Source organism: Modestobacter lapidis (assembly GCF_054780755.1).
On record NZ_BAAGVS010000001.1, the window covers coordinates 210,303 to 223,389 of the forward strand.

The 13,087-nt window shown below is 76.0% G+C and carries 7 protein-coding genes; 5 read left to right on the plus strand and 2 right to left on the minus strand.

What is annotated here, in order from left to right:
* The first annotated feature begins 13 nt into the window (after positions 1–13).
* Positions 14–1,408 (plus strand): FAD-dependent oxidoreductase, encoded by a 1,395-nt coding sequence (locus ACYVG5_RS00980; RefSeq protein ID WP_222045154.1) that lies wholly within the window; start codon positions 14–16, stop codon positions 1,406–1,408.
* 147 nt (positions 1,409–1,555) lie between these two features.
* On the opposite strand, the gene ACYVG5_RS00985 is transcribed toward ACYVG5_RS00980, so the two are convergent.
* Positions 1,556–2,182, minus strand: coding sequence for a TetR/AcrR family transcriptional regulator (locus ACYVG5_RS00985; protein ID WP_222045155.1), 627 nt, complete (start codon positions 2,180–2,182; stop codon positions 1,556–1,558).
* 229 nt (positions 2,183–2,411) lie between these two features.
* Between ACYVG5_RS00985 and recC the strand changes: the two genes are divergently transcribed.
* The 4 genes from recC (at position 2,412) to ACYVG5_RS01005 (ending at position 11,076) form a co-directional block, all read left to right on the plus strand.
* Positions 2,412–5,657 carry an exodeoxyribonuclease V subunit gamma gene (gene recC, locus ACYVG5_RS00990; protein ID WP_222045158.1) on the plus strand — a complete coding sequence of 1,082 codons (3,246 nt, stop codon included), beginning with the start codon at positions 2,412–2,414 and terminating at the stop codon, positions 5,655–5,657.
* A complete protein-coding gene (locus ACYVG5_RS00995) occupies positions 5,654–8,902 on the plus strand; it encodes a UvrD-helicase domain-containing protein (RefSeq protein WP_222045160.1) in 3,249 nt (1,082 codons plus the stop codon). The genes recC and ACYVG5_RS00995 overlap by 4 nt, the downstream gene beginning before the upstream one ends.
* Positions 8,899–10,653: an exodeoxyribonuclease V subunit alpha gene (recD, locus tag ACYVG5_RS01000; RefSeq protein WP_222045162.1), complete on the plus strand. Its 1,755-nt coding sequence runs from the start codon at positions 8,899–8,901 to the stop codon at positions 10,651–10,653. Before ACYVG5_RS00995 ends, recD begins: the two co-directional genes overlap by 4 nt.
* Before the next feature lie 117 nt (positions 10,654–10,770).
* On the plus strand, positions 10,771–11,076 hold the full coding sequence (locus ACYVG5_RS01005; RefSeq protein WP_460682896.1) for a hypothetical protein: 306 nt from the start codon (positions 10,771–10,773) through the stop codon (positions 11,074–11,076).
* 87 nt (positions 11,077–11,163) lie between these two features.
* On the opposite strand, the gene ACYVG5_RS01010 is transcribed toward ACYVG5_RS01005, so the two are convergent.
* Positions 11,164–13,023 (minus strand): phosphoenolpyruvate carboxykinase (GTP), encoded by a 1,860-nt coding sequence (locus ACYVG5_RS01010; RefSeq protein ID WP_222045166.1) that lies wholly within the window; start codon positions 13,021–13,023, stop codon positions 11,164–11,166.
* Positions 13,024–13,087 lie beyond the last annotated feature (64 nt).

Here is a 13,087-nt window from a genome sequence, read left to right on the forward strand (position 1 = left end):
GGGGCGCCGAATCATGGACCAGCGCCTCGGCCGGCGGGCCGTCGTCCTCGGGGCGAGCATGGCGGGGCTGCTCGCGGCCCGGGTGCTGGCCGACGCCTACGCGGAGGTCACGGTCCTGGACCGGGACGACCTGCCGGCCGGTGCCCGGGCCCGGCGGGGCGTGCCGCAGGGGCGCCACATCCACGCCCTCGTCGCCCGCGGCCAGCAGGAGCTGGAGGAGCTGCTCCCCGGCCTGACCGGCGAGCTGGCCGGGCAGGGGGTGCCGGTGATGGACGCCCAGCGCGACGTCCGCTGGTTCATGAGCGGTCACCGGCTGGCTCAGGGGCCGGCCAGCGGCCTGCGCGCCGCCAGCGCCAGCCGACCTCTGCTGGAGGCCCAGGTGCGGGCCCGGGTCCGCGCGCTGCCCGGGGTGACGGTGACCGGGTGCGTCACCGCCACCGGCCTGACGGCGACCGCGGACGGGAGCCGGGTCACCGGCGTCCGGGTCCTGCCCAGGGCGGAGGGTGGCGCGGAGCAGGTGCTGCCCGCCGACCTCGTGGTGGACGCGACCGGTCGCGGCTCCCGCGTCGAGGGATGGCTGGCGGCCCTCGGCCACCCCCGGCCGGCGACCGAGCGGGTGGCCATCGGGCTGCACTACGCGACGCGGTCCTACCGGTTGCGCCCCGGCGCGCTCGGGGACGACCTCGCGGTGCTCGCCGCCCCCACGCCGGCGCACCCGCGGGGTGCCGCGCTCGCCGTCGTGGAAGGCGGCCGCTGTCTGGTGACCCTCGCCGGGGTGCTGGGCGACCGGCCGCCGACGGACCCCGACGGCTTCCTGGCCTTCGCCCGGTCACTGCACTGCCGCGACGTCCACGAGGCGGTCCGGGACGCAGAGCCGCTCGACGAGGCCGTCGCATTCCACTTCCCGGCCAGCGTCCGCCGCCGGTACGAGCGGCTGCCGCGGTTCCCCGCCGGTCTGCTGGTGATCGGTGACGCCGTGTGCAGCTTCAACCCGCTGTATGCCCAGGGCATGAGCGTGGCCGCGCTGGAGGCCCAGGTGCTGCGCCGGCACCTGCGCCGGGGAGCCGCCCCGGAGGCGGGCCGGTTCCTCGCCGACATCGCCCGCGTCATCGACGTCCCGTGGGACATCGCGGTCGGCGGTGACCTCGCCTTCCCCGCCGTCGAGGGACGGCGGACCCCCAGGGTGCGACTGCTCAACGCCTACGTCCCCCGGTTGCACGCCGCCGCCGCGGACGACGCGACGCTCGCCCGTGCCTTCGTCGGGGTGACCGGTCTGGTGGACCACCCGGCGACCCTCCTCCGGCCGGGTGTCGCGGCCCGCGTGGTCCGGCACGCGGTACGGGCCGCGCTCCGGCCGGCCGGCCCCGGCCCCGTCCGTGGTGTTGCGCCGGACGACGACGCCGGCTGACGTAGGACCGCATGGTCGTGGACCAGCCGGGCCACACCGCCGCACCCGCTGGAGTTCCCGGACGGGCTGCCGAGCGGCCGGCCGACGGCGGGGGTGGGTCGGGGGGGCCGGTGCCGGGAGCCCGACCCGTCCGGACCCGGGACCCAGCTACCCCCGGGGTGTGCCGTCGCCGGACAACAGGTGCCACCAGCTGTCGGCGAGCACCCCCATCATCCGGTCGACCTCGGCCGCCGGCCTGCCGTGCGCCCAGGTCCGGGCGACGAAGTCGAGCTGGGCGAAGGCCAGCGCGCCGCGGGCGTGCCGGGTGTCGGGATCGAAGCGGCCGGCCCCGGCGAGGCCCTCCTCGATGTCGGCGACCACCTCCTCGATCCACTGGCCGACCAGGCTCCGCAGCTCCGGGTCGACCGTCGCGGCCTCGTTGGCGGCGTTGGTGTAGGGCCGGATGGTGTCCCACTGGCCGGAGACGTCGGTCAGCCAGGCGGAGATCGACTCCCGGGTGCCCTCCCGGACGGCGGCCACCAGCGTGTTCGCCGTCGAGCCGTGGGCCGGTGAGTTGATCCGGTCGAGAATGCCGTTCAGCTCCGCGATCAGCTCCCGCATCAGGTCGCTGCGGGAAGGGAAGTAGGCGTAGAAGGTCACCCGCGTGGTGCCCGCCGCCGCGGCGATGTCGTCGACCGTCGTCGCCGCGTACCCCTGCGACTCGAACAGCGTGAGCGCCGTGGAGAGCAGCAGCTTGCGGGTCATCTCCTTCTGCGCGGCGCGCAGACCCGCCACGTCAGCCGACCTCTCCGCCGGAGCGTCCCGGCGGCTGCGCCGCAGGGGCCGGTCGCGTCGTCATGCGGCCCAGCGTAGGTCAGCACGGCGGAGGTCAGGATTCCACTCCTCGCTGCGCGACCGCGGCGCTGCTCGCCACCCGGTGCGCGATCGGCGGCCCGACGGCGCTCTCGCCGTCCGGTGGACGTGTCCGGCCGGAACTGTCGGGAGGCTCGGGTAGACAGGCCCCGTGCTGCACCTCCACCGCGCCGAGCGGACCGCGCGCCTCGCCGACGGTCTGGCCGACGTCCTGCGCACGCCACTGGCCGATCCCTTCGCCGAGGAGGTCGTCGCCGTTCCGGCGAAGGGCGTCGAGCGATGGCTGGCCCAGCGGCTGTCCACGGCGCTGGGCGCCGGGGCCGCCGCCGACGGCATCTGCGCCGGCGTCCGCTTCCCGTCGGCGGGCCGGCTGGTCGACGAGGCCCTGTCGGCGGCCCGCGGCATCGATCCCCGGGACGATCCGTGGGCGCAGCCGCTGTGGCCGCTGCTGGAGGTCGTCGACGAGTGCACGGCCGAGCCGTGGTGCGCGGTGCTCGCCCAGCACCTGGGCGCCGGCACCGGCCCCGACGATCACCGCCGCGGCCGTCGCTGGGCCAGCGCCGCCCACCTGGCCGGCCTGTTCGGCTCCTACGGCACGCACCGTCCGCACATGCTCCGCGACTGGGCCGCCGGCGCCGACACCGACGGCGACGGGCCGCTGCCCGACGACCTCCGGTGGCAGGCCGAGCTGTGGCGTCGGCTGCGCGGGCGGCTGGGCCCGAGCCCGGCCGAGCACCTCGAGCCCGCGTGTGCCGCCCTGCGCGCCGACCCCGGGCTGTCCGACCTGCCCGGCCGGCTCAGCGTCTTCGGCCCGACCCGGCTGTCCGCGGTGTCGCTGGCGGTGCTCGACACCCTCGCCGAGCACCGCGACGTGCACGTCTGGCTGCCGCATCCCAGCCCGGTGCTGTGGCAGGAGCTGAGCGGCCGCACGGCCGTTCGCCGGCGCGACGACCCGACCGCCACGCTGGCCCGGCACCCGCTGCTGCGCAGCCTCGGCCGCGACGTCCGCGAGCTGCAGTTGCGGATCCCGCCGCACACCGCCTCCCACCACCGGGACGACGACCGGCCCGCCACGCTGCTCGGCCGGCTGCAGGCCGACCTGCGCGACGACCGCGTGCCCGAGGCGGGCGCCGCCGCCGACACGGTGCCATTCGACGACAGCGTGCAGGTGCACGCCTGCCACGGGCCGGCCCGGCAGGTCGAGGTGCTCCGCGAGGTGCTGCTGCGGCTGTTCCAGGACGACCCGACCCTCGAGCCCCGCGACGTCCTCGTGCTGTGCCCCGACGTCGAGACGTTCGCTCCGCTCATCTCGGCCTCCTTCGGCCTGGGGCCCGGCCTGCCGCACCCGGGCAACGCCCTGCGGGTCCGGCTCGCCGACCGCAGCCTGCGCCGGACCAACCCGCTGCTGGACACCGTCGCCGCCCTGCTCGACCTCGCCCAGAGCAGGGTCACCGCCAGCCAGGTGCTCGACCTGGCCGCCACCCCGGGCGTCCGGGCGATGTTCGCCTTCACCGACGAGGAACTGGAGCGGGTGCGCGACTGGGTCGCGCGGTCCGGCGTGCGCTGGGGCCTCGACACCTCCACGCGGGCCGCCTACCAGCTCGGTTCCGTCGCGCAGAACACCTGGCGGGCCGGGCTGGACCGGATCCTGCTCGGGGTGACCACCTCCGAGGACCAGCCGGTGTGGCTCGACCTCGCCCTGCCGCTGGACGACGTCGACAGCAGCGACATCGAGCTCGCCGGCCGGCTCGCCGAGCTGCTCGACCGCCTGGAGGACGTGCTGACCGCGCTGACCGGGGAGCACCCCGTCGGGCACTGGGCCGACACCCTCGCCGCCGCGCTCGACACCCTGACCTCGACCGACCCCGCCGACGCCTGGCAGCTGGCCCAGGCTCGTCGCGAGCTCGCCGAGGCGGCCGAGGGCGGTACCAGCCCGGTACGGCTCGCCGACGTCCGCGCCATGCTGGCCGAGCGGCTGCGCGGGCGGCCGACCCGGGCGAACTTCCGCACCGGCAACCTGACCGTCTGCACCCTGGTGCCGATGCGGTCGGTACCGCACCGGGTCGTCGTCCTCCTCGGGCTGGACGACGGCGTCTTCCCGCGCACCAGCGGGGTCGACGGCGACGACGTGCTGGCCCGCGACCCGCGCATCGGCGAGCGCGACGTCCGCAGCGAGGACCGCCAGCTGCTGCTGGACGCCCTGCTGTCGGCCGGCGAGCGGCTGGTCGTCCTGTACACCGGTGCGGACCCGGTCAGCGGTGCCCCGCGCCCGCCCGCGGTCCCCGTCGGCGAACTGCTCGACGTGCTGGCCGCGATGGCTCCCGGCAGCCGGGCCGACGTCGTCCGGCACCACCCGCTGCAGCCCTTCGACGCCCGGCAGTTCCGCGGGCCCGCGCCGTTCAGCTTCGACCCGGTGAGCCTGGCCGGCGCCCAGCAGGCCGGCCGGCCCCGCCGGCCGGCGCGGGCGCGCACGGCGCTGCCACCCCGCACCGGCCCGGTCGCCCTCGACGACCTGGTCGCCTTCGCGGAGAACCCGGTCCGCGCGTTCCTGCGGCACCGGCTCCGGATCACCCTGCCCGGCGAGGACGACGAGGTCGAGGACGCGCTGCCGGCCGCCCTGGACGCGCTGCAGGAGTGGGCGGTGGGGGAGCGGCTGCTCGCCGCCGGCCTGCGCGGCGTGCCCGCGGCCGACGCCGAGCGCAGCGAGTGGCTGCGCGGCACGCTCCCGCCCGGGGCGCTGGGCTCCGCGGTGCTGACCAGGGTCGGCGGGCGGGTCGCCCCACTGGTCTCGGTGGGCGCCGCACTGCTGGCCCCACCCGCCCGCTCGGTGGACGTGCGGCTCGACGTCGCCGGCCGCGAGGTGAGCGGCACGGTCAACGGGGTCCGGGACGACGCCGTCGTCACCGTCACCTACGCCAGCCTGTCGCCGCGGCACCGGGCGCGGGCCTGGGTGCAGGCCCTGGCACTGGCGGCCGCCGAGGGGGGCGGTCGCGCGGTCACCGTCGGCCGGTTCGGCAGCCGCGTCCGCACCTCGACGATCGTTCCGCCCGCCGACCCGACCACGGCCCTGTCCGACCTCCTCGACCTCTACGACCGGGGGATGTGCGAGCCGCTGCCGATGGCGACGAAGACCTCGGCCGCGTACGCGACAGCCCGGCTCGGCGGCGGCACGGTCGAGCAGGCACTCGAGAGCGCCGGGCGGGAGTGGATCAGCGCCTTCGGCGGGGAGCGCGAGGACAGGCACGCCCGCTACGTGTGGGGCGGGTCGGCCGCGCTGACCGACCTGCTGGCCGCGCCGCCGGGAGACGGCGAGCAGTGGCCGGGGGAGGCCACCCGGTTCGGCGCACTCGCCTGCCGGCTGTGGGCCCCGGTCCGGGACGCGGAGCAGCTGGCATGAACGCCTTCGACGTCTGCGGTCCGCTGCCGGAGGGCACCACCGTGCTGGAGGCGAGCGCCGGCACCGGCAAGACCTTCACCATCGCCGCGCTGACCACCCGGTACGTGGCCGAGGGCGCCGCCGACCTGTCGGAGGTCATGCTCGTGACCTTCGGCAACGCCGCCTCCCGCGAGCTGCGCGACCGGGTCCGGGAGCGGTTGGTCACCGCGGAGGCGGGGCTGCGTGACCCGGCCGCCGCCCGCTCCGACGGGCACTCCGACGAGGTGCTCCGGCTGCTGGCCGGTGCCCCCGACGCGGAGGTGGAGGCCCGCCGGCAGCGGCTCGCCCGGGCGCTGGCCGGATTCGACGCGGCCACCATCGCGACCACCCACTCGTTCTGCTCGCAGATGCTCGCCGGGCTGGGCATGGCCGCCGACGCCGACCGGACCGCCACCTTCACCGAGGACGTCGACGACCTGGTCCGCGAGGTCGTCGACGACCTGTACCTGCGCACCTTCACCGCCGGAGCGGGCGGCCCGCCGTTCCTCACCTCCACCGAGCTGCTGGAGCTGGGCCGCCGGGCCGTCGGCAGCGACCGGCAGGCCGACCTGTGGCCGCTGTCGGACGAGGGCGTGCCCGGCCGGCGGCGCAAGGCGGCGCAGGCGGTGCGCCGCGAGGTGGAACGGCGCAAGCGGCGGCTCGGCCTGGTCGACTACGACGATTGGCTGTCCCTGCTCCGCGACGCGCTGGCCGACCCGGCCTCCGGCGCGGTGGCCTGCGACCGGGTCGGCTCCCGCTACCGGGTGGTGCTGGTCGACGAGTTCCAGGACACCGACCCGGTGCAATGGGAGGTGCTGCGGCGCGCCTTCCACGGCCGCACCACGCTGGTGCTCATCGGCGACCCGAAGCAGGCGATCTACGCCTTCCGGGGTGGCGACGTTCCCACCTACCTGGCGGCGGCCGGCGTGGCCGGCGCGCAGGCGACGCTGACCTGCAACTGGCGCAGCGACGAGCCGTTGCTCGGCGCCCTCGACCAGGTGTTCGGCGGCGCCGCGCTCGGCGACCCCCGGATCGTCGTCCGGCCGGTGGGTGCCGCCCATCCCGAGCCGCGGCTGGCCGGCGCCGGCGCCCCGCTGCGCCTGCGGCGGCTGGCGCGCACCGGCCACGGGCCGCTGTTCCGGGGCCTGCCCAAGGTCGACCGGCTGCGCGACGCCGTCGCCGCCGACGTGGCCGCCGACGTGGTCGCGTTGCTGTCCGGTCCGGCGCAGCTCACCGGTCGGCCGGTGCAGCCGGGGGACGTCGCCGTCCTGGTGCGTACCAACAAGCAGGGGCAGCTCGTCCGTGCCGCCCTCGGCCGCGCCGGCGTGCCGGCCGTGCTCGCCGGCGGCGGCAGCGTCTTCACCACCGCCGGCGCCGAGTCCTGGCTGGTGCTGCTCGAGGCGCTGGAGCAGCCGCACCGCGCCGGCCGGGTGCGCGCGGCGGCGCTGTCGGTCTTCCTGCCCGACGACGAGGCGTCTCTCGACTCCGGCGGCGACGACCTGGCGGACCGGCTCGGCCCGCGGCTGCGCCGGTGGGCCGACCTGCTCGCCGAGCGGGGTGTGGCCGCGTTCCTCGAGGTGCTCACCGCCGAGGAGCAGTTGCCCCGCCGGGTGCTCGCCCGCCCCGACGGCGAGCGCGTGCTCACCGATCTGCGGCACATCGGCCAGGTGCTGCACGCCGCCGCGATGCGGGAGTCGCTGGGCCTGACCGCGCTGGTGGAGTGGCTGCGCCGGCGGATCGCCCAGGCGGCCGTCGAGGGCAGCGACGAGCGGAGCCGGCGGCTGGAGTCCGACGCCGCCGCCGTGCAGGTGATGACCGTGCACGTCAGCAAGGGCCTGGAGTTCCCGGTCGTGTACGTCCCCTTCGGCTGGGACCGGTGGGTGCCCGACAAGCCCGAGGTGCTCCGGCTGCACGACGACGCCGGCCGCCGGGTGCTCGACGTCGGCGGCCAGGCCGCACCCGGCTACGCCGCGGCGCGCGCCCGGCACGAGGCCGAGGAGTCCGGCGAGGACCTGCGGTTGCTCTACGTCGCGCTCACCCGGGCCCAGTGCCAGGTGGTCGCGCACTGGGCGCCCAGCAACAACACCGTGGCCGCGCCGCTGCACCGGTTGCTCCTCGGCGCCGCCGGCCCCGGCGCGCAGCCGGCCGACCGCGTTCCGCTGCCCCCGGACGACGACGTGGCCGTCCGGCTGGCCGCGGTCGCCGCGGGCTCCGGCGGTCGGATCGCCGCCGAGGAGGTCATTACCGCGGCACCGGACCGGTGGGAGCCACCCGCCGGCGCCCGCACCGAGCTGTCGGTGAGCACGTTCACCCGCACGCTGGACGACGACTGGCGGCGCACCTCCTACAGCGCGCTGACCCGCTCGGCCCATGACCAGCCGCTGGCCAGCGAGCCCGACACGACGGTCAAGGACGACGAACGGGACGCCGAGCCGGTCCTGCCCGAGCCCGCGCCCGAGGGGCGGCCGTCACCGCTGTCCGACCTGCCCGGCGGCGCCGCGTTCGGCACGCTGGTGCACGCAGTGCTGGAGGACCCCGACCCGGCGGTCCTCGACGAGCGGTGTGCCGACGCCGTCGCGCGGGGGCTGGTGCCCGACGTCCCGGCCGAGGCGCTGGCCGACGGCCTGCGCCCGGTGCTGCACACCCCGCTGGACGACCGGGGCACCACCCTGGCCCGGATCCCGGCGGCCGACCGGCTGGCCGAGCTGGACTTCGAGCTGCCGCTGGCCGGCGGTGACCGGGCCGTTCCGCACGCCACCCTGGCCGACGTCGCCGCGGTGCTGCGCCGGCACGACCTGGGGCCGGTGGCCGGCTATCCGGATCTGCTCGCCGGGCTGGAGCCGCAGGCGTTGCGCGGATTCCTGACCGGCAGCATCGACGCCGTCCTCCGGCTGCCGGGCCCGACGTACGCCGTCGTGGACTACAAGACCAACCGGCTGGGGGCCGAGCCGTTGACCACCTGGCACTACCGGGCCGAGGCGATGGCCGAGGAGATGCAGCGCACCCACTACGTGCTGCAGGCGCTGCTCTACTCGGTGGCGTTGCACCGGTACCTGCGCTGGCGCCAGCCCGGCTACGACCCGGCCCACCACCTCGGCCCGGTGCTGTACCTGTTCGTCCGCGGCATGACCGGCCCCGACGGCCCGCCGGGCGCCGGCGTGTTCACCTGGACCCCGCCCCCCGCGCTGGTCACCGAGCTGTCCGACCTGCTGGCGGGGCGAGCGTGATCCCGGTCCGGGCCGCCGGCCTGCTCGCCGATTTCGCCGTCGCCGGGGTGCTGTCGGCCGCCGACGTGCACGTCGCGCTGCGGCTCGCCCGGCTGGGCGACGAGCGCGACGAGACGGTGCTGCTCGCCGCGGCGCTCGCCGTCCGCGGGGTGCGCACGGGGTCGGTCTGCGTCGAGCTGGCCACCGTGGCCGGCTCCGTGGTGCCCGAGGAGGACGCCTCCCCGGTCGACCTCGCCTGGCCCCGCGACTGGTCGGCGCTGGACGCCAGTGCGCTGGTCGCTGTCGGGCCGGCCGCGCCGTGGCGCCCGCTGCGGCTGGTCGACGGGCTGCTCTACCTCGACCGGTACTGGCAGCAGGAGCAACTGGTCCGCCGCGAGCTCGACGAGCGCGCCGCCCGGCCGGCACCCGAGGTCGACCTGTCCTCGCTGGCCTCGCTCTTCCCCGGCCCGGCACCCGACCGGCAGCGGCTCGCGGCCGCCGTCGCCGCCGGGCGCTGGGTGAGCGTGCTGACCGGCGGCCCGGGCACCGGTAAGACGCACACCGTGGCGCGCCTGCTCCGGCTGCTGCTCGACCAGCCGGGGCCGGTGCCGCGGATCGCGCTGGCCGCACCCACCGGCAAGGCCGCTGCCCGGCTGCAGGAGGCGGTCCAGGAGCAGGCGGCCGCGATCGGTCTCCCCGTCGACCTCGCCGCGTCGACGCTGCACCGGCTGCTCGGCTGGCGGCCCGACAGCCGCAGCAGGTTCCGGCACGACGCGGGCAACCACCTGCCCTACGACGTGATCGTGGTCGACGAGTCGTCGATGGTGCCGCTGACGATGATGGCCCGGTTGCTGGAGGCGGTGCGCCCCACCGCCCGGCTGGTGCTGGTCGGCGACCCCGACCAGCTGACCCCGGTGGAGGCGGGCGCGGTACTCAGCGACCTGGTGCACCGCCCGGCCGCGGCCGGGGCCGTCAGCGGCGTCCCGGCCGGGGTGGCGGCGGCCGACCTGGACCTGAGTCCCGTCGAGCAGGCCCAGCTGCGCAACGGGGTCGTGCGGCTGCGGGTGCCCCACCGGTTCGGCGCGGCCATCGGCGGGCTGGCCGAGGCGGTCCGCGCCGGGGACGCCGACCGGGTGCTGGAGCTGCTCGCCGGCGAGGACGCGCTGTCCCTGGAGCCGGGCACCGACCAGCTCGAGGCCGAGGTGCGCGCGGTGGCCGACGAGCTGCGGGTGGCCGCCGAGTCCGGTTCCGCCGGGGCGGCCCTGCTGCTGCTCGGCCGCCACCGGCTGCTGTGCGCCCACCGGCACGGGCCGGCCGGTGTCTCGCACTGGAACGACCGGGTCACCCGCTGGACCGGCGCCGCGCCGGGGGAGTGGCGCCCCGGGCAGCCGCTGCTGGTCACCGCCAACGACTACGAGAACGCCCTCTACAACGGTGACACCGGCGTGGTGGTCGCCGACGGCGACGGGCTGCGCGCAGCGTTCCCGCGGAGCGGTGGAGTCGAGCTGGTGCCGCTGTCGCGGCTGTCGTCGGTCACCACCGCGCACGCGCTCACCGTGCACCGCAGCCAGGGAAGCCAGTACGAGGCGGTCACCATCGTCCTGCCGCCGGAGACGTCGGCGATCCTGACCCGCGAGCTGCTCTACACCGCCGTCACCCGGGCCGGCCGGCGGGTGCGCGTCGTTGGTTCGGTGGCGGCGGTGCGGGCCGCCGTCGGCCGCCAGGTGGTCCGGGCCAGCGGCCTGCGCCGGCTACCCTCCGGGGCGCGGTGACCAGGACGCCGTGCGTCGGATCGGCCGCACCGCGCCGACCTTTGCGATCCTGTGAAGGTCCCCGGACACGGCCGTGACGCGCTTGGCCAGCCCGCGCCCTACCTCGAGGCTGAACGCATGGTCTCCGTCTGGATACTCTCCGTACACAACTTGCACTGCCCGTCGTGCGACACCCGGTTGATCGAGCGGGCCGGCCGGTTCGCCGTGCCGGGCCGTCCGGGCCCGGTGCACGTCGGCGAGGTGGGCACCTTGTGCTGCCGTGCCGGCCACCCGCTGCCGAGCCGCGAGGACCTCTACGCGCACCGCGACGCGCAGGGGCATCCGTGGACGGCACCGGTGCTGGAAGTGGCGCCGCCGTCCGGCGTCCGGTCCGAGGCCGGGCCCAGCAGCGCGTCGCTCGTCCCGGCCGGATCCGGCCGCTGACCAGGCCGGTCGCCCCCGGAACACCGCGGGCGGGCCGGCGACGACGCCGACCCGCCCGCGAGGCGCCGGGCTACTGCCCGTAGGCGCTCACGACTCCTGGGCGTCCAGGGCGGCCGCCACCCGGCGGTGCGCCTCCCAGATCGCCTCCGGCAGCCCCTCGAACTTCGACAGGTGCTCCTCGCGGTGCGCCATCTCCTGCTGCCAGCGCGCGGTGTCGATGGTGAGGATCTTCGCCAGGTCCTCCGGCCGCACGTCCACGCCGACGAGTTCGAGCTCCTCCTCGGTGGGGATGATCCCTACCGGGGTCTGCGTACCGGTGACCTCGCCGTTGCGCAGCTGCATCAGCCACAGCAGCGGGCGCAGGTTGTCGCGGTACCCGGGCCACAGGAAGTGGCCGTCCTCCGGATCCCGCTGGAACCAGTTGACGTGGGCGAACAGCGGCTGGTCGGTCGCGGCGCCGATGATCTTCAGCCAGTGGGCGGCGTAGGCGCCCTCGGGGTAGGCCATGAACGGCCGCATCGACATCGGGTCGTAGCGCAGGACGCCCTCGGTGCCCTCCGCCGCGAACGTCGCCTCCGCACCGAGGGTGAGCCCGTCGTAGACGCCCTCGGCCAGGTCGGTGATGGCGCGGATCAGCGGCTCGCGGTCGCGGGTGCGGCCGCCGAAGATGATCCCGTCGATCGGCACGCCCTTGGCGTTCTCGTAGTCCGGCGCGATGTTGGGCACGTTGGCCAGCGTGGTGGTGAAGCGGCTGTTCGGGTGCGCCCAGGGGGCGTCCTTGGCGTCCGCGGGCCGCTCGGAGATCAGCTGGCCGGTCCAGTCACGCCAGCCCGTGACGTCCGCCGGCGGCTGGGGTGTCTTGCCCTCCCACCAGACGTCCTGGGCGTCGGCGTTGTACGCGACGTTGGTGAAGATCGTGCCGGTGCCCTCGCCGATGGCGTCGACGGCAGTCGGGTTGGTGACCTCGTTGGTGTCCTTCGCGACGCCGAAGGCGCCGAACTCGGGGTTGATGCCGTAGACCCGGCCATCCTCGGGGTCGACGCGCAGCCAGGCGATGTCGTCGCCGTAGAAGTGGACCGTGTAGCGGTCCCCGAGCGCGTCGGGGGCCAGCATCATCGCCAGGTTGGTCTTGCCCGAGGCGCTGGGGAACCCGCCGCAGATGTGGTACGCGCGGCCGGTCTCCTTGTCGGTGATCCCCAGCAGCATGAACTGCTCGGCCAGGAACTCACCGGACACCCAGCCGTCGTAGGTGGCCTGGCGCAGGCCGTGCGCGATCTTGCCGAGCAGCGCGTTGCCCCCGTAGGAGGACCCGTAGTGCAGGATGGTCCGCTCGTCGGCGACCGTGACGAACCAGCGCTGATCGTCCGGGGTGCCCTGGCCGAGGTTCTCCAGGTCGCCGGTGACGTGCACCGCACGGACGAAGCTGTCCTGGTCGGCCAGGTTGTTGACGTGGGCCACGCCGACCCGGGCCATCCGGATCATGTGCAGGACGACGGTGCGGGAGTCGGTGACCTCGACGCCGGCCGCGTAGGCCTCGAGCGGGGACCCGGGCGGCGCCATCAGGTACGGGACGACGTACATCGTCTTGCCGGCCGACGCGTCCTTCATCCGCCCCTCGAGCAGGGGGCGCATCTCCGACGCCGGGCGCCAGTTGTTGTAGACCCCCTTGTCGGCGGGGTTGTTCGTGGCGACGACGGTGCGCTCCTCGGAGCGAGCGGTGTCCTTGACGTAGCTCCGGGAGTAGTAGCGACCCTCACCTGCGGGAAAGATCTCGCCGGCCTCGAGCGACTCGCGCAGCAGCCGGGCGTCGTCGGAGGCATTGATCACCTCGACCCGCTCGACACCGGTGTGTCGGGCCCAGTGCTGGACGTAGGACCGGACGGGTTCGTTCGTCAGTCCCGCTTCGTCGAGTACGGCATCAATGGCGTCCACGAGCATCCTCTCCATCCGGCACGTCCCGCCTTCTCTGGCAGGACGCGGTACAGCCACCGCGCCACTCGTTCGGGGCCGA